Raw genomic sequence first — 22,946 nt, 5'->3', positions numbered from 1 at the left:
GACCAGCATGCAAGTGCCCGGGCCGTCGTTCCTAGGGACTTGACGGGGGTGGGTGGGTCGTGCTGGGGAAGTGCCCGGTCAGTCCTTCTCGGGACGGAGGCGGATGCGGTTCGAGTCGCCCTCCTCGAGCTCGACGACGCCGCCGCGCGACTTCACGAAGTCGGTGAAGGAGGCGAAGCCCAGCCGGCGCTCCTGGAAGGACGGGTCCATGCGCAGCATCTGGTTCTTCACGGCGCCCGACGGCTGCCACTCGTCGTCGTTCTTGGAGTGCAGGAGCTCGAGCGCCTTCACGAGCAGTCGGCCCGGGTTGCGGGTCGGCGCCGCCGCCTCGGGCGACATGAACGAGACCGTCGGGATGCCGCGGGGGCCGCTCGCCACCGGCTCGGGGACCTCGTCTTCGAAGGCGGATGCCGCGGCAGCCGCCTTCGCGGCGGTGCCTCCGGACCTCGCGCGGCGGTTCGTGCGGCCCGTGGTCGCCGGCGCCGCGGCGGTGGTGTCGGTGTCGCCGGCGTCTGCCGCCTCCGCTTCGGCGGGCGCCTCGTCGGTCTCCTTGGCGGGCGCGGCCTTGCGCGACCCGCGGCGGCCGGACCCCGAGCGGGCCGGTGCGGTGGGCTCCGGCGTCGCCGCGGCATCCGCTTCATCGGCGACAGAGTCGTCGGTCGAGAGCAGCGCGTCGTAGTCGGCGTACTCGTCGCAGGCGGCCGTGAGCGCGCGGCTGGTGCCGCCCGCGACGCCGATGCCGACGACGTAGCGGCCGAGCCGCTTGGCCTTCTGCGCGAGCGCGACGTAATCGGAGTCGCCGGCGACGATGACGATGTGGGTGAGGTCGTCGATGCGGAACATGTCCTCGATCGCGTCGACCGCCAGGCGGATGTCCGCGCCGTTCTTGGTCGCCGAGAGCGGGAACAGCTGCACGAGGTCGACGGCTCGATCGATGAGCTGCCCGCGGTAGCTCGCGTTGACCGGGGTCGACCAGTCGGCGTAGGCCCGGGCGATCGCGATGGTGCCGAACGTCGCCGCGAAGTCGAGGACGGCGTCGACGTCGACCGTGGCCTGCGTGAGGCGCTCGGCGGTCTCGGAGCCGGGCGTGACGGTCTTCCGCCGCGACGTGTCGCGCCGGTACTGGCTGTCGCCGTGCAGCTGGTCGTACCGCGAGATGACGATGTTGTCGAAGTCGAAGTACAGGGCCACGCGGGGTTCTGCCGTGAGGGGCATGGATGCCTTCCATCGAGGGTGTGCCTTTGATGCTACGCCCGCGACCTGTGCAGGCCCCGGAAGGGTCGGCCACCAGCGGTACTGGCCCGCGACGCGGGCCTCGGCCACACTGGGGCGTATGACCGACCATGCGCACCCCGACCGTCCCGAGCTCCGCCTGAGCGACGCCGAGCGGGAGGCCGCCGTCGCCGACCTCGCGGAGGCCTTCGCGGCCGGTCGGCTCACGGGCGACGAGTACGCCGAGCGCGCCACCGCCGCGCGGGCGGCCGTCACCCGGGGCGACCTCGCGCCGCTCTTCACGGACCTCCCGGCGGCACCGCCGACGGCGCCGGGCGGCGCGGGCCGCGCGTCCGGGCCGGCCGGGTACGGCGCGAGCTCGACCCCGCCGCCCGCGAGCTCGACCCCGCCGTTCGCGCCGGCATCCACCCCGACGACGCCGCCCGCGCCGGCACCCACGCCCACCGTGCCGCCCGCACCGCCGGTCGGCCGCACCGGACGGCCGCGACGAGGGGACGGCACCGGCGGTGCGCTCGGCGGAACGGTCGGCGCCACGATCATGGCGCTCGTGCCGATCACGGCGTTCGCGCTCTTCCTGATCACCGGGTTCGCCGGCGGATGGGCATGGTCGTGGGCGTGGTTCCTCCTCGTGCCGGTCGCGGGCATCATCATCTACGGGCCCGGATCCGACGAGCGTCGCCGGCGAGGCCGCTGACGCCCACGGGCGTCGGGCGTGGGGCCATCCGGCTTGAGGCGGTCGGACGTCAGGCGGATGCCGCGGCCAGCTCGCTCCCGCCCTGCACGCCCGCTGCCGCGAGCACGCCCAGGAACGCCTTCATCCAGGTGCCGTTGTCGGGCCATGCCCGCGAGGTGACGAGATTGCCGTCGACCACGCCGCCGCCGTTCTCGAACACGGCGCCCACGACCTCGAGGTCGATCGCCAGCTCGGGGTAGATCGACGACGTGCGCCCGGCGAGCACGCCGGCCGCCGCGAGCAGCAGCGGTCCGTGGCAGGTCGCCGCGACCGGGGCATCCGCCTCGAAGAAGTGTCGGACGATGCGCTTCGCGTCCTCGTTGTTGCGCAGGTACTCGGGTGCGCGGCCGCCCGGGATGACGATCGCGGCGTAGTCGGCGGGGTCGACGTCGGCGAGCGCGACATCCGCGGGCCAGGTGTGGCCGAGCTTCTCGGTGTAGGTGTCGAACCCGTCGACGAAGTCGTGCACGACGAACTGCAGCTTGCGAACCTCGGGCGCGCCGATGTGCACCTCGAAGCCCTCCTCCTTCAGCCGCTCGTACGGGTAGAGCACCTCGAGGGTCTCGGCGGCGTCGCCGGTGATGATGAGGATCTTGGTCATGAGGGGTACCTCCGGGGTTGCACGGCGCTGTACATGGGCCGGCTGATCGGATGCCGCGGGGTCGGCGACCCGGGCGGTCGCCGCGGTCGGCGGCGACGGGTCGACTCTGCGCCGCCGCGGCATCCGGTGTCACCCGTGGTTCGCACTATGTGCGAAACGGCGCCGGATCCGTCGCGCTCGCCGTCGCCGGCCCGTGTCGTGCGCCGGATGCCGGGCGTAGCATCGGGGGCATGAGCGCAGGGGAGCGCCACGGCGGCGCGGGCATCCAGTCGGCCGAGCGCGCGCTGCGCATCCTCGAGCTCGTCGGTACGACGCCGACCGGCCTGACCGCTGCCGAGATCGCCCAGCGCCTCGGGCTCGGGCAGTCGACCACCTACCGGCTGCTCGCGACGCTGCACCGCCAGGACTACCTCGCCCGGCAGTCGGGCGAGCACCGCTACATCCTCGGGCGCACGGTCGACCAGCTCGGGCGGGCGCTGCAGGTCCAGCTCGTCGCGACCGACCCGGTGCGCCAGGTCCTTCGGGCGATGCACGACGCCGTCGGGGCGCCCGCGTACCTGACCGTGTTCCGCGGCGACGACATCGCCGTGGCGCACATCGAGGACTCCGCGGCGCATCCGCGCATCGGCCAACTGCACGTCGGGTTCTCCGAGGCATCGCACACGACGGCGTTCGGCAAGCTCATGCTGGCCTCGCGCGACGACGCCGCGGTCGCCCGCTTCCTCGAACGGCACGCGCCGGCCCGGCTCACGGCATCGAGCATCACGGATGCCGCGGCGCTGAACGAGCAGCTCGACGAGATCCGCGCGCAGCAGGTCGCCGTCGAGATCGAGGAGTACCTGCCGAAGCTCGCGTGCATCGCCGCTCCCGTGCGCTCGTCGGCGGGCCGCACGGTCGGGGCCGTCTCGGTCTCCGTGCAGGCGAAGGACTTCGCGGCCCGGTCGATGCAACTCGAGCGTGCGGTGCGCCGCGGTGCCTGGCAGGTGTCGGCGCGCCTGGCCGGCTGAGCGCCTCGCCCGCACGCGCCTTGCGGCCCTGCGGACGCGAATGGTCGCGTCCGCCACGGAATGGCGACCATTCGCGTCCGCGCCGCAGCGTCGGGTCGAGCAGGAGGCGGGTGGCGGGAGGCAGGTGGCGGGTGGCAGGAGGCGGGAGGCGGGTGGCGGGAGGCAGGAGGCGGGAGGCAGGTGGCAGGAGGCAAGGAGGCAAGGGGCAAGGGGCAGGGGATCGCTGAGGGCCGCCCCGAACGGGGGCAGACGCACGACCGCCGATGCCGATACGCTCGCGGGAGTGTCTCCATGGGGGAGGGTTCACATGTCTCGTCGCCGTGCGCGCTCGCTCGCCGCTGCCGTCTCGATCGCCGCCATCGCCGTCGCGCTCGCCGCATGTGCGCCCGAACCGGAACCGTACGCGCCACGCGTCTCGGCCGACGGGCCACCGCCCGGCGACGCGGTCGAGGGCGCTGAGGGCGGGCTCGACGGCGCGCTCGAGTCCCTGACGGGGGACATCGAGGCGATCCTCGAGGAGTCGGGGGTGCCCGGCGCGGCCGTCGCCGTCGTCCGCGGCGAGGAACTGCTGTACGCCGAGGGCTTCGGCGTGCGGGAGGTCGGGGAGGAGGGCGCCGTCGACGAGTCGACGGTGTTCCAGATCGCGTCCATGTCCAAGCCGATCGCGGCGACGGTCGTCGCGTCGCAGCTGGGCGACGAGCTCACGTGGGACACGCCCGCAGCGCAGCACCTTCCGGGCTTCGGGCTCGCCGACCCGTGGGTCGCCGAGCACGTGACGGTCGGCGATCTCTTCTCGCACCGGTCTGGGCTTCCGATGGCCGCCGGCGACTCCCTCGAGGACATCGGATACGACCGCGACTACGTGCTCGACCACCTCGACCAGCTTCCGCTCGATCCGTTCCGCACGACCTACCACTACGCGAACTTCGGGCTCACCGCGGGCGCCGAAGCGGTCGCGAACGCGGTCGGCACCGAGTGGGAGGAGCTGTCGGAGCAGGCCCTCTACGAGCCGCTCGGCATGGACTCGACGAGCTCGCGCTCCGAGGACTTCCTCGACGAGGAGAACCGGGCGACCCTGCACGCGCTCGAGGACGGCCGGTTCCAGCCGCTCTACGAGCGCGACGCCGACGCCCAGACCCCGGCGGGCGGAGTCAGCTCGAACGTCCTGGACCTCGCGAAGTGGATGTCGTTGCTGCTCGGCGAGGGCACCTTCTCGGGCGAGGAGCTCGTGACCCCCGCGGAGCTGCTGCCGGCGCTCTCGCCGGAGATCGTCTCGAGCCCTGCGGGCGCACCCGATCTGCGCGCGGGCTTCTACGGATACGGGTTCAACACGGGCACCGACCCGACGGGGCATACGACCGCATCCCACTCCGGCGCATTCTGCCTGGGCGCCGCCACGAACTTCCAGATCGTGCCGAGCCTCGGCCTCGGCGTCGTCGCGCTCACCAACGGCGGCCCGATCGGGGTGCCGGAGGCGATCGTCAGCACGTTCCTCGACCGGGTGCAGTTCGGCGAGGTGCACCGCGACTGGCTGAGCGACTACGGGCAGGCGTTCGCGCACTACTACGAGCCGGCCGGCGACCTCTCGGGCGAGGAGCAGCCGTCGGATGCCGCGGCGCCCGGGCCCCTCGACGCGTATGCGGGCACGTGGATGAACCCGTACTACGGCGATGCCGTCGTCGAGGTGCAGGGCGACGCGCTCGTGGCGAGGCTCGGCCCAGACGGCGGGTACGAGCTCGCACTGGAGCCCTGGGACGGCGACGAGTTCGCCTTCGTGCCGACCGGCGAGAACGCACCGTGGGGGTCGAAGTCCTCCGCCACGTTCGCGATCGGGGGCGGCGGCGCCGAGACGATGCGGCTGCAGTTCTTCGACACCAACGGCCTCGGCACCTGGACCCGCTGAGCCGGCGACCTCGCTGAGCCGGCGACCTCGCTGAGCCGGCGACCCCGCTGAGCCGGCGACCCCGCTGAGCGCGCCCCCGATGTGGTCAGGCCCCGGCGGCCACCGCGTTGTGCAGCTGGTCGGCATCCACGCCGTAGCGCCCGAAGCCGCCGCCGACGTTGGTCAGCAGCACGAAGCAGACGCCGAGCGACGGCGTGATCCAGAACTCCGTGCCGGCCCAGCCGCCGTGGCCGTACGTGTCCTTGGCGAGCAGGCCGGGCGCCGAGTGGCGCACGTTCCACGTGAAGGCCCAGTCCTGGCCGCGGGACGCCGGGTACGGCTCGAGCTTCGGCAGGCCTGATGTGAGCGGCCGCAGCATCGCCTCGTTCGCCGCGTGCGAGACGAGCGACCCGTCGTCGCGGAGCAGGGCGCTGCCGACGGCGAGCAGGTCCTCGGCGCGTGCGAGCAGTCCGGCTCCTGGATGCCGCAGGGCGGCGAACTGCGCATAGTCGACGCCCTGCTCGGCGGCTTCGATCGGCGCATGCCGGCTCGCCTCCGCGTCGAACGTGAAGCCCGTGGCGCCGACGCGTTCTCCGACGGCGGTCACCGATCGCTCCCACGGCGCTCCCGATGCATGCTCGATGAGCGCGGCGACGCCCTCGTACGCGAGGGTCGAGTACCGGCTGGCGGTACCGGCCGCGAAGTCGCGTCCGGGCTGCAGGAGCAGCGCGCGCAGGCCCTGGGCATCCAGGGGCGGTTCGGCGATGCCCGAGGTGTGGCTGACGAGGTGACGCAGGCGCACGACGTCGTCGCGCCCGGCGCCGAACTCGGGCAGCGCGGCGCTCAGCGGGGTGTCGGGCGTGAGCCGGCCCTGCTCGATCTGGTGCAGGGCCGCCAGGCCGACGATCGGCTTCGTCACCGAGAACAGCGGGTAGTGGTCGTCGACGGATGCCGCGCCGAACGCGTCGAGCGCGACCGTGCCGTCGGCCGTGGCGATGCCGAGCACCGCCGAGGGCAGCGGCCCCCGGTCGACGGCTCGTCTGGTCCAGTCGAAGGCGTGGTCGAAGATCGGCATGGGGATCCTTCCGGTGAGGGCGGGGCTGGGTCGGTGCAGGGGTCGTGCGCGGGCGGTCGGCGGGGCGCCGACTCGGATCAGCTGCGCAGCACGACGTTGCGGGGCTCGTCGCCGCGCAGCATCCGCTCGACCTGATCGCGGACGAGGCGGGCCATGCGAGGCATCATCGCCGTCGACGCGCCGCCGACGTGCGGTGAGACGAGCACGTTCGGGAGCGCGAAGAGCGGATGCCCGTCGGGGAGCGGCTCTGGTTCGGTCACGTCGAGCGCGAAGCGGAGCCGCCCGCGCGTGGCGTGGTCGAGGATCGCGTCGGTGTCGGCGACGCGGCCGCGGGCGATGTTCACCACGAGCGCCCCGTCGGGCAGCGCCGAGAGGAAGGCCTCGTCGACGAGGCCGGTCGTGGCATCCGTCAGCGGCACGCCGACGATCACGATCTCGGCGTCGGGCAGCAGGTCGGAGAGTTCGTCGATGCCGTGGATGCGACCGCGCTCATCGTCGCGCGCGCGGCTGGCGACGCGCGTGACGGCGACCTCGAACGGCAGCAGGCGCTCCTCGATGGCCCGGCCGACTCCGCCGTAGCCGACGATGAGCACGCGGCGGTCGGCGAGGCTCGCATGCCTGGCCGGCGCCCAGCGCCCTTCGCCGGCCGCGCGCACGAAGTCGGGGATGCCGCGCTGCGCGGCGAGCACGAGGGCCAGCGTGAGCTCGGCGGTCGAGGTCTCGTGCACGGATGCCGCGTTCGCGTAGACGTGCCCGGGCGGCAGGGCCGCCGCGACGTCGTCGTAGCCGATGGACTGCGACTGCACGAGGCGCGTGCTGACGCCCTCGAGCGCGCCGAGCTTCGCCGAGGCGTCCATGTACGGCGGGACGACGAGGTCGAGGTGCTCGGCCGGTGCGGGGCCCGTGAGATCCCACAGCACGACGTCGACTCCGTCGGGCAGGGGTCCCACGGCGTCGCGGAGGGTGGCGCCTGGCAGGGACACGAGGAGTCGATCGGTCATGCTCCGATCCTCTCAGAGGGCGGGCGGAGTCAGGGGAGCCGGGGCGTCACGGGAGCTGCGCGACCTGCGCGCGGATGATGCGCTCGGCGATGTCCATGCCCGAATCGCCGGGGGCGAGCTCGTCGAAGCCGTGCAGCAGGCCATCGACGGCGAGCGAGGCGATGCCGTGGCTCATGGCGCAGAGCTGGAGGAAGGTCGTCTCGATGTCGCCCGTGATGTCGCCGGCGGCGTGCACGTCGACGACCAGGGCTCGCAGGCCGCCGAGGGCCGCGAGCCGAGCACGATCGAGCACGTCGTCACCGTTGGCGATGCTCGGGGTGCGGAACATGGCGTCGTAGTGGGCCGGGTTCCGCTGCGCGAACGCGACGAACTCGAGCGAGTCGGCGACGAGTCGCTCGCGCCCCGGCAGGCGGGCCGCGCGCTCCTGCGCCGTGCAGAGCTCGTCGTCGAGGAGGGCGAGGCCCTCGAGCGCGAGGGCACGGATCATCCCCTCCCGGCTGCCGAAGAAGTGGGTCGGGGCCGCATGCGAGAGTCCGGCACGCCGAGCGACCTCGCGGAGGCCGACGCCGTTGACACCCTGCTCGCGCGCGAGTTCCTCCATGGCGCGCAGGAGCGCTGCGCGCCCGGGCGCTCCGGTGGGGACGGTCTCGGTCATGGTGCCTCCCATCGTGGTTCGCGCGGGCCCGGCGAGCAAGTGCGGCCGGAAGGTCGAACGCGGGGCTTGACAATGTAAAGCACGCGCTCGTATCGTGTGCTTTACATTGTAAAGCACTCATCACAGGAAGGGGCTCGACATGGTCGACATCACGAGCGAGGCCGTCTGGAAGACCCTCGCCGCCGAGAACTTCATGGTCATCGGCATGGTGACCCCGCGCGGCGAGGCGCGCACCGCCGGGGTCATGCACGCCGTGCACGACGGCCTCATCTGGTTCACCACGCACGACCGGGCGTGGAAGACGCGGCACCTCGCGGCGAACGGCTCGGTGGGCGTCACCGTGCCGATCGCCAAGCGCATCCCCTTCGTGCCCTGGGTCAAGATCCCGGCCGCGACCGTGACCTTCTCGGGCGACGCCCGGATCGTCCCGCTCGCCGAAATGCCCGAGCACGTGCGCGACGCGCTGCTGCACGGGCTCGAGATCACCGACGGCGGCGAGCACGGCAACATCGTCGGGGTGAGCGTGCGCCCCACGAGCGACTTCGTGACCTACGGGGTCGGCGTCTCGCTCACGGCCATGCGCGACACCGAGCAGGCGCAGGGGCGCGTGCGCGCGGCATCCGTCACGGTCTGAGGCTCGGCCCGACGGCTGCTACCGTAACGCTCATGGATGACGCTGGGGGCAGGTCCGACGCCGACGGCACGAACGGCGCGGCCGGCGGCGTCGCGCACGACGACCATCGGGTGCGGCCCGAGAACGTGCGGGCCGAAGCCCTCAAGGAGCGTGTGTACGCCACGTTCACCGGGCTCGCCATCGTGCTCGTGCAGCTCACGAACGTCGAGCACCTCGCCGCGGGTCGTGTCGCCATCGAGCTCGTGGTGGGCATCCTCGCGATCACCGCCGCCGGCCTGGCCGCCGACGTCATCTCGTTCCTCTCGGTGCACTCGAGGTTCCCCGACGGGCACGAGGTGCGGGTCATGCTCCGCATCGCGGCCTCGGCGCTCGCCTCGGCCGGCGTGCCGGTGGTCGTGCTCGTGCTCGCGGTGGTCGGACTCGTCGACGTCGAGACGGCGTTGCGCATCGTCTCGATCGTGTACGTGGTGACGCTCGGCGTGATCGCGTACCTCGGCGTGCGACGCACCGGTGCGCCCTGGTGGAAGCAGCTCGTGGCCCTCGCGGCGCTCATGGCGGTCGGGCTCAGCGTGGTGCTGATCCAGCTCGCGGCCCACGGCCACTGACCGGTCACGACGCGCCGGCGCGGCCTCAGCGGGCGCGCGGCTCGAAGCGTCGTGGCTCGAACGCGGCCGCGACGAGATCGCGGAGGTCCTCGAGCGGTCCGCTCGCGAACCCCTGCGTCCGCGCCTGCACGAGCACGTTGCCGATCGCGGTGGCCTCGATGGGGCCGGCGAGCACGGGCAGGCCCGAGCGGTCGGCCGTGCGCTGGCAGAGCAGCGCGTTCAGCGCGCCGCCGCCGACCACGTGGATCGTCTCGACGTCGACCCCCGAGAGCACCGATGCCTGCCGCACCGTTCCCGCGAACGCCTCGGCGAGCGACTCGATGATCGAGCGGGCGAACTCCGCGCGGCTCTGCGGCGCGGGCACGCCGTGCTCGGCGCACCACTCGGCGATCCGGCCCGGCAGGTCGCCCGGTGACATGAACCGCGGGTCGTCGGCGTCGAACACGGCGACGGTCGCGGTGACGGATGCCGCGGCCGCGAGCAGCTCGGGGAGGTCGATCGCCTCGCCGTCGCGTTCCCACCACCGCACCGACTCCGACAGCAGCCAGAGGCCCATGACGTTGTGCAGGAACCGCACCCGGCCGTCGACACCGCCCTCGTTCGTGAAGTTGGCCTCGCGCGCGGCATCCGTCGTGACCGGCTGCTCGAGCTCGACGCCCACGAGGCCCCAGGTGCCGCAGGAGATATACGCGGCGGACTCGGCCCGCATCGGGACGGCGACGACCGCCGAGGCCGTGTCGTGCGAGCCGACCGCGACGACCTCGATGCCGGCCGGGGCCCCGAGCTCGGCCGCGACCGCGGGACGCAGGGGCCCGAGGGAGTCCCCGGGCGCGACGATCGGGGCGAAGACGGAGGCCGGGAGGCCGAGCTGCTCGATGAGCTCGTCGTCCCACTCGCCCGTGCCGACGCCGACGAGCCCGGTGGTCGAGGCGTTCGTGCGCTCGGCGACGCGGCGACCAGTGAGCTCGAACCCGATGAGGTCGGGCACGAGCAGGAGCGAGTCGGCGAGGGCGAGGCAGCCGGTCGGCTCGTCGCGCTCGGCGGCCAACTGGTACACGGTGTTGAACGGCAGGAACTGGAGGCCGTTGCGCCGGTAGAGCTCGGCGAAGGGCACGATCGCGTGCACCCCGTCGACCGCGGCCGCGTTGCGGTCGTCACGGTAGTGGAACGGCTGCCCCAGGAGCCGGTCGCCCCGCAGCAAGCCGTAGTCGACGGCCCATGAGTCGACGCCGATCGAGGCGACGGCGGGTTCGCGCTGGAAGGCGTCGGCGAGCCCGCGCGTCAGGTCGCGGTAGAGGCCGGTGAAGTCCCAATGCAGCCCCGACGCGAGGCGGACCGGTCCGTTCTGGAACCGGGCGACGTGCTCGAGGTCGAGCCGGCCCGCGGCCTGGTCGACGTGGCCGAGGATGACGCGCCCGCTCGTCGCGCCGAGGTCGACGGCCGCGACCGTGCCGCCGCTCATCGTCGGCCTCCGGCGGTCGAGTAGGCGCCCCGGCGCCGTATCGAGACCCGACGCATGGTCTCGATACGCTCCTTCGTCGCCACTCGACCGACGACGCCCGCCGTCCTCATCGCAGGAAGGCTGCGGCGACGCCCGCGTCGACGGGGATGTGCAGCCCGGTCGTGTGGCTGAGCTCGGGACCGGTCAGCACGATGACCGCGTTCGCGACGTGCTCGGGGAGCACCTCGCGCTTGAGGATCGTGCGCTGGGCGTAGAACTTGCCGAGGTCCTCCTCCTCGATGCCGTACGTCTTGGCGCGGTTCGCGCCCCAGCCGCTCGCGAAGATGCCCGAGCCGCGCACGACGCCGTCGGGGTTGATCCCGTTGACCTTGATGCCGTACTCGCCGAGCTCCACGGCGAGCAGTCGCACCTGGTGGGCCTGGTCGGCCTTCGTCGCCGAGTAGGCGATGTTGTTCGGGCCGGCGAACACCGAGTTCTTCGAGGAGATGTAGATGATGTCGCCGCCGAGGCCCTGGTCGATGAGCACGCGCGCCGCGGCCTTCGACACGAGGAACGAGCCCTTGGCCATGACGTCGTGCTGGAGGTCCCAGTCGGCCTCGGTGGTCTCGAGCAGCGGCTTCGAGAGCGAGAGGCCGGCGTTGTTCACGACGAGGTCGAGGCCGCCGAAGGCGAGCACGGCGTCGTCGATCGCGCGCTGGATCGCCGAGGCATCCGTCACGTTCGCCTGCACGCCGATCGCGACATCCGTCGTGCCGAGCTCGGCTGCCGCGGCCTGTGCCTTCTCGAGGTCGAGGTCGGCGATGACGACGCACGCGCCCTCGGCCGCGAGCCGGGTCGCGATGGCCTTGCCGATGCCGGATGCCGCGCCCGTGACGAGCGCGATGCGGCCGGCGTGCGGCTTCGGCTTCGGCATCCGCTGGAGCTTGGCCTCCTCGAGCGCCCAGTACTCGATCGCGAACTTCTCGGCGTCGCTGATGGGGGAGTAGGTCGAGAGCGCCTCGGCGCCGCGCATGACGTTGATCGCGTTGACGTAGAACTCGCCCGCCACGCGCGCGGTCTGCTTGTTCGCGCCGTAGCTGAACATGCCGACGCCCGGAATGAGCACGATGAGCGGGTCGGCACCGCGGATCGCGGGGCTCTCGGACGTCGCGTGCGCGTCGTAGTACGCCTGGTAGTCGGCCCGGTAGGCCTCGTGCAGCTCCTGGAGGCGGGCGACCGAGTCCTCGATGCTCGCCGCGGCGGGCAGGTCGAGCACCATCGGCTTGACCTTCGTGCGGAGGAAGTGGTCGGGGCAGCTCGTGCCGAGCGCCGCGAGCGGGGCGAGCTTCTCGCGCGAGAGGAAGTCGAGCACCTCGGGGGCATCGGTGAAGTGGCCGACCATGGGCTTGTCGTGGCTCGCGAGGCCGCGAACCGTCGCGGCGAGGGCGGCGGCCTTCGCGCGGCGCTCGCCCGGCTCGAGGGGCTCGAAGCCCTCGACGACGGGGCCGAACGGCTCGGCGGCGCCGTGCTCGGCGATGTACGCGGCGGCGGTGTCGATGATCCGGAGCGAGTTCGCCTCGGTCTCCTCCGACGTGTCGCCCCAGGCGGTGATGCCGTGCCCGCCGAGGATGCAGCCGATCGCGGCGGGGTTCGCCGCCTTGATCGCCGCGATGTCGAGGCCGAGCTGGAAGCCGGGGCGGCGCCACGGCACCCACACGACCTCGTCGCCGAAGATCTTCGCCGTCAGCTCCTCGCCGTCGGCCGCGGTCGCGATCGCGATGCCCGAGTCGGGGTGCAGGTGGTCGACGTGCGCGGCGTCGACGAGGCCGTGCATGGCCGTGTCGATCGACGGGGCCGCGCCGCCCTTGCCGTGCAGCGTGTAGTCGAACGCCGCGACCATCTCGTCCTCGCGCTCGAGGCCGGGGTACACGTCCACGAGCGCGCGCAGCCGGTCGAGGCGCAGCACCGCGAGGCCCTGCTCGGTGAGCGTGCCGAGGTCGCCGCCCGAGCCCTTGACCCACATGAGCTCGACGGGCTCGCCCGTGACCGGGTCGGTCTCGGTGCCCTTGGCCGACGTGTTGCCGCCGGCGTAGTTCGTGTTCTTCGGGTCGGCGCCGAGGCGGTTCGACCGGGCGATGAGGTCGGCTGCTGCCTGGTTCGTCATGAGCGGATTCCTTCGGTGGTGCGGAGGGTGGTCTGGTGGGTGGCGGGCCGGGCGGCGAGCCCATCGAGCCAGCGCACGACGCGCTCGATCGTCGCGGATGCCGCGGGCTCGCCCGGTCGGTTCAGGTGTCCGTGCCCCGTGCCGGGCTCGGTCGTGAGTTCGAGGTCGACGCCGGCGGCCGTCAGGGCCGCGGCGTAGACCTCGCCCGAGACGCGGAGCTCGTCGGCCTCGCCGTTGACCATGAGCACGGGCGGATGCCCCGTGAGGTCGTCCGGCGTCGCGAGTCCGGGCACGGCCGCGAGCGGCGGCGCCCCGATCGTGCCGCCGAGGTAGTCCTCGTACATGGCGAGCACGCGCGCCGGTGGGAACACGTCGGCCTCGGGATCCGCGTCGAGCAGGGCCCGCAGCGCGGCATCTGGCGCCGGTTGCACGGCCAGGAGCGTCGGATACGCGAGGACGAGGCCGGCGGGGAGGATCGTGCCGGCGAGCGAGGTCGACGGGAAGTCCGTCGGCGGCGCGACCTCGGTGGGAGCGGCCCCCACCGTCTCACCGGGTCCAGCGCCGCCGACGGGGCCTGTGGTGTCGGCGTCCGCGAGCAGCCGGAGCATCGCGCCCGCGACGAGGTTGCCGCCCGCGCTGGCGCCGCCGAGCACCGTGCGGGCCGGGTCGATGCCGAGTTCGCCCGCGTGCTCGAGGGTCCACCGCCAGGCGGCGAGCACGTCGTCGGATGCCGCAGGGTACTGTCCGGAGCCATCGGCCGCGACGAGGCGATAGTCGATCGAGATCACCGCGACGCCGCGGGCGGCGAGCGAGCGGGCGACCCAGTCGGCCTCGGGCATGTCGAGGTCGCCGGCGACGAAGCCGCCGCCGTGCGCCCAGACGAGGGCGGGCGTGCGCGTGAGGGCGTCCGCGGGCGCTGGCGCCGATGTGTCGTCGTCGTCGCGCGCGGCGTCGCCGTCGCGCGCGGCCGGGTACACCCGCACGAGCCCGTCGGCTGCGCCGTACGCCGTCAGCTGTGACATCCGCTCGCTCCTCTCGTCTTCTCGGATCGTCTGGTCGGGATCGATCCGTCGAACGCCGCCCCACCCGGGCCGGGGAAGGGCGAAGATCGACGGATCACGAGCATCGGATCAGGCGCCCCAGCCGGCCTGCACGCCGCCGACGCGGTCGGCCGCGATCTGCTGCAGGTAACCGGATGCCGCGAACGCCGCCATCGGGTCGGCGGGCAGGCCGCGCGACTCGCGCCATTCCGCGAGGGCCGGGCGCACGTCGGTGTAGAACGCGTCCATGAAGATGCGGTTCGCCTCGAGCACGTCGCCGCTGCGCTGGGCGGAGGAGAGCGCCTCGCCGTCGACGACGAGGGCGCGGGCCGTCATCTCCTGCACGTTCAGCACGGAGCGGATCTGGCCGGGCACCTTGTCCTCGACGTTGTGGCACTGGTCGAGCATGAACGCCACGTCGGGGTTGTTGAGGCCGCCGCCGCGGATGACCTCGTAGAGGATGCGGAACAGCTGGAACGGGTCGGCGGCGCCCACGATGAGGTCGTCGTCGGCGTAGAAGCGCGAGTTGAAGTCGAACGAGCCGAGCTTGCCGAGGCGCAGCAGCTGCATGACGATGAATTCGATGTTCGTACCCGGCGCGTGGTGGCCGGTGTCGAGGCAGACCATGGCCTTGTCGCCGAGGGCCGCGACCTGGGCGTAGCTCGTGCCCCAGTCGGGAACGTCGGTGTGGTAGAACGCCGGCTCGAAGAACTTGTACTCGAGCACGAGGCGCTGCTCGTCCCCGAGGCGCGCGTAGATCTCCTGGAGCGACTCCTGCAGGCGGTCCTGGCGGCCGCGCAGGTCGGCCTGGCCGGGGTAGTTCGAGCCCTCGGCGAGCCAGATCTTGAGGTCGCGCGAACCGGTCGCGTGCATGATGTCGATGCATTCGAGGTGGTGGTCGATCGCCTTGCGGCGCACGGCGGCATCCTCGTGGGTGAGGGCGCCGAACTTGTAGTCGTCGTCCTGGAAGGTGTTCGAGTTGATCGTGCCCAGCTGCACGCCGAGGCCCTCCGCGTGGGCGCGGAGGTCGTCGTAGGAGTCGACCTTGTCCCACGGGATGTGCAGCGCGACCGTCGGCGCGAGCGCGGTGAACTTCTGCACCTGCGCGGCATCCGCGATCTTCTCGTAAGGGTCGCGGGGCGTGCCCGGCGTGGCGAACACCTTGAAGCGGGTGCCCGAGTTGCCGAACGCCCAGCTGGGGAGTTCGATGGCCTGCTGCTCGAGCTGGGCGAGCTGGTCGGCGGAGAAGGTGCTCACGAGTGGCTGCTTTCTTCGGTCTGGGCGGGGGCGGATGCCGCGTGCCGGTCGTGCTGGGCGGCGGATGCCGCGTGGTCGGTGGGTCGGGCGTCGGGCGAGGCCGGGGGCGCCGGAGCCGGCGCGGCCGCCTCGTCGAGGGCTGCGAGCTGGGCCTCGAGGTTGAACACCTGGGCGAGGCGCGGGGCGCCCTGGTCGGGGCGCGCGCCGTCGAGGGCGATGAAGAACTCCGCCATCTCGGCCTCCCACGCGGCGGTGCGGGGGTCGGCTTCGAGTGCGAGCTGGGATGCCGCGTCGTCGTCGGTCTCGTAGTACCCGATGAGCAGGCCGTCCTCGCGGAGGAACAGCGAGTAGTTGCGGCGGCCGGACGCCTCGATGGCGTGCAGCATGTCGGGCCACACGGCGGCGTGCCGGGCGCGGTACTCGTCGAGCCGGGCGGGGTCGACCTGCAGTTGGAAGCAGACGCGTTCGGTGGCTGCGTCGGTGCGGCTCGTCATCGAGCTCCCCGTCCTCTCTGGGTGGTGCCGATCGTCTCGGTCGGTTCTGCAAGGTGATCCACGTCCCGCGTGAATCGTTTCAATACTGTACCTCAGACTTCGGGACCGCGCAACGGGAATACGCTTTCCCTTCCGCTCCACCCTATGCGCGCGCCGGGGCGAGCGGAAGGGCGGGGTGGGAACGGCGCGCGCTGGGACGGCCGCCGGCCGGAAGGACCGGGGCCCGGGCGGCATCATCTGCCGATACCGGGCCCCGTTGCGGCATCCGACCTAGAAGACGAAGTCGCCGATGTTCTCCGCGTCGAACACGAACGGGTCGCCGAGGAGAACGACGCCGTCGGCGCCGACCTCGTACTCGCCGAGCTTGCCCGCGTCGAAGGAGTCGCCCTCTTCACCGGTGATGTCGCCCTCGATGAGCGCCTTCGAGGCGAAGGCCGCGAGGTAGCCGAGGTCGGCCGGGTTCCACAGCGCGAACGCCGTGACCGTCTCGTCCTCGACGTACTCGCGCATCTGGTTCGGCGTGCCGAGGCCCGTCAGCGCGACCTTGCCCTTGTAGTCCGAGGTCGAGAGGTAGCGAGCGGCCGCCGCGATGCCGACCGTCGTGGGCGAGATGATGCCCTTCAGGTCGGGGTGGGTCTGCAGCAGCGCAGCGGTCTTGTCGAACGAGGTCTGGTCGTCGTCGTCGCCGTAGACCGTCTCGACGAGCGTGATGTCGGGGTAGTCGCTCGCGAGGTACTCCTCCATCATCTCGATCCAGGCGTTCTGGTTCGTGGCGTTGGCGGATGCCGAGAGGATGGCGATCTCGCCCGCGCCGCCGATCTGCTCGGCGATGAGGTCGACCTGCACCTTCGCGATGCCCTCGGCGTCGGCCTGGTTGATGAACAGGTCGCGGCAGTCGGGGTTCGTGTCGGAGTCGAACGTGACGACCTTGACGCCGGCGTCGCGGGCCTCGTTCAGTGCGTCGCAGATGGCCTCGGGGTCGTTCGCAGAGACGGCGATCGCACCCACGCCCTGCTGCGTGAGGGTGTTGATGTAGCTGACCTGGGCGTCGGGCGTCGCCTCGGCGGGTCCGACCTCGGCGAACGTGCCGTCGAACTCCTCGATGGCCTCCTTCGCGCCGCTCGACGAGGTGTCAAAGTACGGGTTGCCGAGGTTCTTCGGGAGGAAGGTGATGGCGAGGTTGCCGCTGTCGCCGCCCTCGCCGCCGCCCGAACCGGAATCGCCGGCTGCGCAGCCGGTGGCGATGAGCGCGACGCTCACCGCGAGCGCGGCCATGGCCGCGGCGCGGGACTTCTTGTGAAACATCGTTGTTCTTCCCTTCATCGGATCAGTCGATGGGTGATCGCATCGACACGCGTGCGCGGGCGGTCACCCTGCTGCGGAAGCCCTCGCGCGCGCGGTTCCCCCTGGTGCCCTGCGTCGTGTGCGCAGCCAAGCCAGGAAGCTGTTGGACACCACGGACGCCACGAGCAGCACGCCGGTGATGATGTTGATGACGTCGGAGGTGACGTTGGCCAGTCGCAGGGCGCTCGCGAGGATGCCGATCAGGAGCACGCCGGCGATGACGCCGTGGATCGCGCCGCGACCGCCGAACACGGAGACGCCGCCGAGCACGACCGCGGCGATGACCTGCAGCTCGAGGCCCGTCGCGTTGTCGCCGCGGGCGCTGCCGAAGCGCAGCGTGTAGTAGATGCCCGCCAGCGCCGCGATCGTGCCCGACATCACGAACAGCAGGAACTTCGTGCGCTCGACGTGCACGCCCGAGAAGTGGGCCGCCGACTTCGACAGGCCGATCGCGTAGATGCCGCGGCCGAACGGCGTGAAGTGCAAGAGCACGACGAACACGACGAGCAGTGCGAGGAACAGGAGCAGCACAGCGGGCACGTTCGAGCCGCCGAGCTTCATCTTCGCGAGGTCGGTCCAGAAGTCGGGGAAGTCGGTCACCGCCGTGGTGCCGAGCAGGCCGACGGCGAGCCCGCGGTACAGCGCGAGCGTGCCGATGGTCACGGCGAGCGACGGCAGCCCGACGACCGTCACGAGGAAGCCGTTCACCGCGCCGGCGATCGCGCCGGCGACGAGCGCCACGACGATCGCCGCCTCGAAGGGCACGCCCGCCTGGGTGAGCACGCCGGTGAGCACGCTCGAGAGGCCGACGATGCTCGCGACCGAGAGGTCGATCTCGCCCGTGATCATGATGAGGGTCATCGGCAGTGCGATGAGCAGGATGGGCGTGACGTCGAGGATCAGGTACGTGAACGTGATCGGCTGGCCGAAGCCGCGCACCGTCGCCGTGGCGACGATGGCGACGATGACGAGCAGGGCGATGATGGCCATCTCGCGCGTGAGCAGCAGCCGCTGCCAGAGCGGGCGGTCGTAGTCGCGGTAGGTGCGCACCGGGGCGGTGGCGGTCGCGGTGGTCATCAGTCGTCCTCCCGGGCTGCGATGAGCTTGCGTTTCTGGCGCACGGCCAGCACGCGGTCGAGCACGATCGCGCCGATGATGAGCACGCCGACCACGGCGCGCTGCCAGAAGTCGGGGATGCCGAGGATCGGCAGCGCCCGGTTGATGGTCAGGAGCAGTACAGCGCCGATCGCCGCGCCCCAGACGGACCCGACGCCGCCCGTGATCGCGACGCCGCCGATGACCGCGGCGCCGACCGCGTCGAGCTCCCAGCCGGAGCCGGCCTGCGAGTTCACGGTTCCGTAGCGCGCCGTGTAGAGCACGCCGGCGAGGCCCGCGAGGGCGCCCGAGGACACGAAGGCGATGAGGAGGCGACGCGTGACGCGCAGGCCGTAGAGCTCCGCGGCCGACGGGTCGGAGCCGATGGCGTAGAACTCCCGCCCGCCGCGGGTGTTCTTCATGATCCAGCCGACGATCACGAGCACCACGAGCGCGATGACGGTGAGGATCGGGATCCAGAGGATCTGGCCGGTGCCGAGGGCGAGGAAGTCCTTCGGCAGGTCCGACGCGTTCACGCGGTCGCTGCCGGTCCAGAGCACGTTGATGCCGCGGTAGGCGTAGAGGGTGCCGAGCGTGATGACCATCGCCGGCACCTTCGCGAAGGCGACGAGCGCGCCGTTCACAAGGCCGAGGAGACCGCCGAACACGACGGCCGCGACGAACACGGCGAGGATCGGGATGCCGGGGATGTCGATGAACAGGCGCCCCGTGAGGTACGCCGAGAGCCCGAGGATGGAGCCCACCGAGAGGTCGACGTTGCGCGTGATGAGCACGATCGCCTGGCCGATCGCGACGAGCACGAGGATCGACGGGGTGAGCAGCAGGTCGCGCCATCCGTCGGCGCTGAAGAGGAAGTTCGGGTTCGCGACGGTGGCCGCGACCACCACGATGACCAGGGCGAGCAGGATGCCGAACTCGCGGGCGGCCCCGACGGCCTGCAGGCGCTTCGTGACGGCGGTCTTCTCGATGACCGGTGCGGGTGCGGGGGCGGAAGAGGTCACGAGTGGGCTCCGGTCGCGTGGGTTGCGGCGAACATGACGTTCTCGCTGGTGGCATCCGCTCGGTCGATCTCGGCGGTGATGCGCCCCTCGCGCATCACGAGCACGCGGTCGGCCATGCCGAGCACCTCGGGCAGTTCGGACGAGATCATGAGGATGCCCATGCCGCGGCCCGCGAGCTCCGAGAGGAGGCGGTGGACCTCGGCCTTCGTGCCGACGTCGATGCCGCGCGTGGGCTCGTCGATGATGAGCACGGTCGGCTCGGTCGCGAGCCACTTGCCGAGCACGACCTTCTGCTGGTTGCCGCCCGAGAGCGTGCCGGCGATCGTGCTGAGCGCGTTCGTCTTGACCTCGAGGCGGCTGGCCCAGACCTTCGCCGCCCGGTTCTCGAAGCCGTTCGTGATGATGCCGGCCTTGGCCAGCTGCCCGCGGATGACGAGCGAGACGTTCCGGGAGACGGATGACTCGAGCACGAGTCCCTGCTTGCGGCGGTCCTCGGGCACGAGCGCGAGGCCCTCGCGGATCGCGGCGTCGGGGCGGCGCTTCGGGAGGCCCTTGCCGCCGATGCGCACCGAGCCGGACTCGTAGGGGTCGACGCCGAACACGGCGCGGGCGACCTCGCTGCGGCCGGCGCCGACGAGCCCGGCGAGGCCGACGATCTCGCCGGCGCGCACCGAGAAGGAGATGTCGTGGAAGACGCCGGCGCGGGTGAGGCCCTCGACCTCGAGGAGCGGCTCGCCGATCTCGGCCGGGGTCTTCGGGAAGAGCTCGGTCACGTCGCGGCCGACCATCTGGCGCACCATCTCGTCGACGGTCGTCTCGGCGATGGGCGTGGTCGCGACGTAGGCGCCGTCGCGCATGACGGTCACGGTGTCGCAGAGGGCGAAGATCTCGTCGAAGCGGTGCGAGATGAACAGGAGGGCCCGGCCCTCGTCGCGGAGGCTGCGGGCGACGGCGAAGAGCCGGTCGACCTCGACGCCCGAGAGCGCGGCGGTCGGCTCGTCCATGATGAGCACGCGGGCGTCGAGCGAGACGGCCTTCGCGATCTCGATGACCTGCTGGTCGGCGATCGACAGGCCCTCGGCGGGCCGGTCGGGGTCGATGCGCACGCCGAGGCGCTGGAAGAGCTCCTCCGCCTCGCGGCGCATGGCCTTGCGATCGATCCGGCCGAAGCGGTTCACGGGCTGGCGGCCCATGAAGATGTTCTCGGTCACCGTGAGGTCGGGGAAGAGCGTGGGCTCCTGGTAGATCACGGCGATGCCGGCGGCCTTGGACTGGGCCGTCGAGGTGAAGTCGACCTCCTCGCCGCGGAGGCGGAACTCGCCCGCGTCGCGGCGGTAGAGCCCGGCGACGATCTTCACGAGCGTCGACTTGCCCGCGCCGTTCTCGCCCACGAGCGCGTGGATCGAGCCGGACTGGAGTCGCAGGCTCCCCGACCGGAGGGCGACCACCGGACCGAAGGACTTGACGACCCTCGAGAGCTCAAGCATGGGCGGCGCCGGCGTCTGCGGCGGGTCCGTCTGCACGATGGCCTCCTCATCGAGGTGAATCTGGATGAATCGATTCATGTACGATTCAGGGGCTACTGTATGGAACGTTTCATCGGCGGTCAAGTCCGCCGGGTACACGACCGGACACGACATCGGCGAGGGAGCTGCAATGGCTGGGGTGCGCATCCGCGACGTCGCCGAGCATGCCGGCGTGTCGGTGGGCACGGTGTCCAACGTGCTCAATCGTCCCGGCGAGGTCTCGCCCGACTCGGTCGAGCGGGTCAACCGCGCCATCGAGGAACTCGGGTATGTGCGCAACGACGCCGCCCGCAAGCTGCGCGCAGGCGTGAGCACCACCGTCGGGTTCGTCGTGCTCGACGGGCAGAACCCGTTCTTCACCGACGTCGTGCGCGGTGCCGAGGACGAGGCCAGCAGCCACAACCTCGCGATCCTCTACGGCAACACCGACGAGGATGTCGCCCGTGAGCGGATGTACCTGGACCTCTTCGAGGAGCAGCAGGTGCGGGGAGTGCTCATCTCGCCCTACGGCGACATCCACTCCCGCCTCGAGCGCCTGCGGGCGCGCGGCATCCCAGCCGTGCTCGTCGACCGCTTCAGCGGCGACGGCCGGTTCAGCTCGGTCTCGGTCGACAGCGTCGCCGGCGGGCGCATGGCCGTCGAGCACCTCATCGACTCCGGCCGGCGCCGCATCGCCTTCGTGGGCGGGCCGTTCGAGATCCAGCAGGTGCGCGACCGCCTGGCCGGCGCCCGCGTCGCCGCCGAGAACGCCGTCGCGCCGGTCGAGGTCGAGGTCGTCGCGACCGAGGCGACCACGGTGGCCGCCGGGGTCGCCGCCGGCGCCCGCATCCTGGCCCGCCCGCGCGGCGAACGACCCGACGCCCTCGTCGCGGCGAACGACCTCGTCGCGCTCGGCCTGCTCCAGGCGCTCATCGTCGAGGGACGGATGCTCGTGCCCGACGAGATCGCGATCATCGGGTTCGACGACATCCCCTTCGCGGCGGCCGCCGCCGTGCCGCTCTCCTCGATGCGCCAGCCCAGCCGCATGATCGGTCGGACGGCGCTGCGGATCCTCCTCGAGGAGACCGCGGACCCCGACCTCATCCCTCGGCAGACCGTGTTCCTGCCGGAGCTCGTCGTCCGCCGCTCGACCGCGCCGACTGGTGTCGCGGCGGCGAATCCGGGGCGGCACGGCCGCTGACGCCGAACTCGCGCGCGGTTGTTTCGTTCCGGAAACACCGGCGAAACGCGCCGCTGGTCTGATTTCTGTCAAACGACAGAAATACGGAGGTCGGCCGATGACCATCGACAGCACGGCACGGATGGCGACGCTGGACAGCGTCGGCGCCGCGCGCTCCGACGCCCGCGCCCGCGGCACCCGCTCGCCCTGGATGCCCGACCTGCCGGCCGCCTCGACCCCGACGCCCCCGGTCGGCGTCGACCCGGCCGCGCTGCTCTGGTCGGAGACGGTCGCCCCTGGGGGCTACACCCACCTGCGCGTCGCCCGCGGCACGCGCATCCGCCTCGAGGACCTCGACGGCGACGCCTCGGCGAGCGTCGTCGTGCTCAGCTCGCTGAACACCGCCGAGCGCCTGAACGTGGCCGACACGCAGAAGATCCCGTGGCAGGCCTACCTCGGCGCGGGGCATCCGCTGCTCTCCGGCGACGGACGCGTGCTCGCGACCATCGTGGAGGACACGTCGGGCCGGCATGACGCGCTCTGCGGCGCCTCCGGCGATGCATGGAACGTCCGCCGGTTCGGCGACGCGACGCCCGAGGGCCCGACGCCGTCGGGCCACGCGCTCCTCCGCATGGCCGCGGCCAAGCACGGGCTCACGCGACGGGACATCCCGCCGGCGGCCTCCTTCTTCAAGGGCGTGCGGGTCGCCGCGGACGGGACGCTCGACTGGATCGGCTCCGCCGGCGCGGGAACCCACGTCGACCTGGTCGCCGAACTGCCGCTCATCGTGCTCATCGCGAACGCGCCGCATCCGCTGGATCCCCGCACCGACTACGTCGCCGGCCCACTGCGCGTCCACGCGTGGCGGAGCCGCGCGACGGACAGCGACGACCCGCGCTTCGCGGCGAGCCCTGAACGCGAGCGGGCCTACCTCAACACCATCGCGTACGCCGAGCTCGCCGGGCTCTGAGAGGAATC

General features: G+C 72.1%; 21 protein-coding genes. 7 read left to right on the top strand and 14 right to left on the bottom strand.

Annotated elements, in window-relative coordinates; genetic code table 11:
- Nucleotides 1-78: 78 nt before the first annotated feature.
- Entirely contained in the window at nt 79-1,215 is a 1,137-nt protein-coding gene (locus tag GQQ95_RS06650) for an NYN domain-containing protein (RefSeq protein WP_157426870.1), read from the bottom strand.
- 118 nt (nt 1,216-1,333) lie between these two features.
- On the opposite strand from GQQ95_RS06650, the gene GQQ95_RS19595 reads away from it, so the two are divergent.
- Nucleotides 1,334-1,927: a DUF1707 SHOCT-like domain-containing protein gene (locus GQQ95_RS19595; protein WP_157426869.1), complete on the top strand. Its 594-nt coding sequence runs from the start codon at nt 1,334-1,336 to the stop codon at nt 1,925-1,927.
- A 49-nt stretch (nt 1,928-1,976) separates the two neighbouring features.
- On the opposite strand, the gene GQQ95_RS06640 is transcribed toward GQQ95_RS19595, so the two are convergent.
- On the bottom strand, nt 1,977-2,567 hold the full coding sequence (locus tag GQQ95_RS06640; protein WP_157426868.1) for a DJ-1/PfpI family protein: 591 nt from the start codon (nt 2,565-2,567) through the stop codon (nt 1,977-1,979).
- Between the two features lie 230 nt (nt 2,568-2,797).
- Here GQQ95_RS06640 and GQQ95_RS06635 point away from each other — a divergent pair, with 230 nt between their 5' ends.
- On the top strand, nt 2,798-3,574 hold the full coding sequence (locus GQQ95_RS06635) for an IclR family transcriptional regulator (protein ID WP_170296994.1): 777 nt from the start codon (nt 2,798-2,800) through the stop codon (nt 3,572-3,574).
- 307 nt (nt 3,575-3,881) lie between these two features.
- Nucleotides 3,882-5,477 (top strand): serine hydrolase, encoded by a 1,596-nt coding sequence (locus GQQ95_RS06630; protein ID WP_157426866.1) that lies wholly within the window; start codon nt 3,882-3,884, stop codon nt 5,475-5,477.
- 85 nt (nt 5,478-5,562) lie between these two features.
- Here the strand turns inward: GQQ95_RS06630 and GQQ95_RS06625 are convergent, their stop codons facing one another.
- From GQQ95_RS06625 to GQQ95_RS06615, 3 genes are all read right to left on the bottom strand, one after another.
- On the bottom strand, nt 5,563-6,531 hold the full coding sequence (locus tag GQQ95_RS06625) for a serine hydrolase domain-containing protein (RefSeq protein WP_157426865.1): 969 nt from the start codon (nt 6,529-6,531) through the stop codon (nt 5,563-5,565).
- 77 nt (nt 6,532-6,608) lie between these two features.
- Nucleotides 6,609-7,532 carry a 2-hydroxyacid dehydrogenase gene (locus GQQ95_RS06620; RefSeq protein WP_157426864.1) on the bottom strand — a complete coding sequence of 308 codons (924 nt, stop codon included), beginning with the start codon at nt 7,530-7,532 and terminating at the stop codon, nt 6,609-6,611.
- A 46-nt stretch (nt 7,533-7,578) separates the two neighbouring features.
- The gene (locus GQQ95_RS06615) at nt 7,579-8,187 is read right to left on the bottom strand and encodes a TetR/AcrR family transcriptional regulator (protein WP_170296993.1); all 609 of its coding nucleotides are present in this window, start codon (nt 8,185-8,187) and stop codon (nt 7,579-7,581) included.
- 139 nt (nt 8,188-8,326) lie between these two features.
- Between GQQ95_RS06615 and GQQ95_RS06610 the strand changes: the two genes are divergently transcribed.
- Both GQQ95_RS06610 and GQQ95_RS06605 read left to right on the top strand, forming a co-directional pair.
- Nucleotides 8,327-8,821 carry a pyridoxamine 5'-phosphate oxidase family protein gene (locus GQQ95_RS06610; protein WP_157426862.1) on the top strand — a complete coding sequence of 165 codons (495 nt, stop codon included), beginning with the start codon at nt 8,327-8,329 and terminating at the stop codon, nt 8,819-8,821.
- Between the two features lie 32 nt (nt 8,822-8,853).
- Entirely contained in the window at nt 8,854-9,426 is a 573-nt protein-coding gene (locus GQQ95_RS06605) for a hypothetical protein (protein WP_157426861.1), read from the top strand.
- 25 nt (nt 9,427-9,451) lie between these two features.
- Here GQQ95_RS06605 and GQQ95_RS06600 read toward each other — a convergent pair whose 3' ends face one another.
- The 9 genes from GQQ95_RS06600 to GQQ95_RS06560 all read right to left on the bottom strand — a co-directional run bounded on the left by GQQ95_RS06600 (nt 9,452) and on the right by GQQ95_RS06560 (nt 20,770).
- Nucleotides 9,452-10,888, bottom strand: a complete 1,437-nt coding sequence (locus GQQ95_RS06600; protein ID WP_157426860.1) for a rhamnulokinase — start codon at nt 10,886-10,888, stop codon at nt 9,452-9,454.
- 106 nt (nt 10,889-10,994) lie between these two features.
- Nucleotides 10,995-13,031, bottom strand: coding sequence for a bifunctional aldolase/short-chain dehydrogenase (locus tag GQQ95_RS06595; RefSeq protein WP_157426859.1), 2,037 nt, complete (start codon nt 13,029-13,031; stop codon nt 10,995-10,997).
- Nucleotides 13,028-14,053, bottom strand: coding sequence for an alpha/beta hydrolase (locus tag GQQ95_RS06590; protein ID WP_157426858.1), 1,026 nt, complete (start codon nt 14,051-14,053; stop codon nt 13,028-13,030). The genes GQQ95_RS06595 and GQQ95_RS06590 overlap by 4 nt, the downstream gene beginning before the upstream one ends.
- Before the next feature lie 108 nt (nt 14,054-14,161).
- Nucleotides 14,162-15,328: an L-rhamnose isomerase gene (gene rhaI / locus GQQ95_RS06585; RefSeq protein WP_157426857.1), complete on the bottom strand. Its 1,167-nt coding sequence runs from the start codon at nt 15,326-15,328 to the stop codon at nt 14,162-14,164.
- Nucleotides 15,325-15,822, bottom strand: a complete 498-nt coding sequence (locus GQQ95_RS06580) for an L-rhamnose mutarotase (protein ID WP_157426856.1) — start codon at nt 15,820-15,822, stop codon at nt 15,325-15,327. Before GQQ95_RS06580 ends, rhaI begins: the two co-directional genes overlap by 4 nt.
- A 270-nt stretch (nt 15,823-16,092) precedes the next feature.
- The gene (gene rhaS / locus GQQ95_RS06575; protein ID WP_157426855.1) at nt 16,093-17,127 is read right to left on the bottom strand and encodes a rhamnose ABC transporter substrate-binding protein; all 1,035 of its coding nucleotides are present in this window, start codon (nt 17,125-17,127) and stop codon (nt 16,093-16,095) included.
- A 63-nt stretch (nt 17,128-17,190) separates the two neighbouring features.
- Nucleotides 17,191-18,243, bottom strand: a complete 1,053-nt coding sequence (locus GQQ95_RS06570) for an ABC transporter permease (RefSeq protein WP_157426854.1) — start codon at nt 18,241-18,243, stop codon at nt 17,191-17,193.
- Nucleotides 18,243-19,250: an ABC transporter permease gene (locus GQQ95_RS06565; RefSeq protein ID WP_212275335.1), complete on the bottom strand. Its 1,008-nt coding sequence runs from the start codon at nt 19,248-19,250 to the stop codon at nt 18,243-18,245. Before GQQ95_RS06565 ends, GQQ95_RS06570 begins: the two co-directional genes overlap by 1 nt.
- A 29-nt stretch (nt 19,251-19,279) precedes the next feature.
- Nucleotides 19,280-20,770, bottom strand: a complete 1,491-nt coding sequence (locus tag GQQ95_RS06560) for a sugar ABC transporter ATP-binding protein (protein ID WP_157426985.1) — start codon at nt 20,768-20,770, stop codon at nt 19,280-19,282.
- 169 nt (nt 20,771-20,939) lie between these two features.
- On the opposite strand from GQQ95_RS06560, the gene GQQ95_RS06555 reads away from it, so the two are divergent.
- Together GQQ95_RS06555 and GQQ95_RS06550 are read left to right on the top strand one after the other, a co-directional pair.
- Nucleotides 20,940-21,989 (top strand): LacI family DNA-binding transcriptional regulator, encoded by a 1,050-nt coding sequence (locus tag GQQ95_RS06555; protein ID WP_157426852.1) that lies wholly within the window; start codon nt 20,940-20,942, stop codon nt 21,987-21,989.
- 97 nt (nt 21,990-22,086) lie between these two features.
- Complete coding sequence (locus GQQ95_RS06550) at nt 22,087-22,938, top strand: urea amidolyase associated protein UAAP1 (protein WP_157426851.1); 852 nt, start codon at nt 22,087-22,089, stop codon at nt 22,936-22,938.
- Nucleotides 22,939-22,946: the final 8 nt, after the last annotated feature.

It is taken from the genome of Agromyces salentinus (assembly GCF_009749395.1).
Lineage (GTDB): Bacteria > Actinomycetota > Actinomycetes > Actinomycetales > Microbacteriaceae > Agromyces > Agromyces salentinus.
Note: the sequence above shows the minus strand (reverse complement) of the source record. Positions and strands in the feature narration are given on the sequence as shown.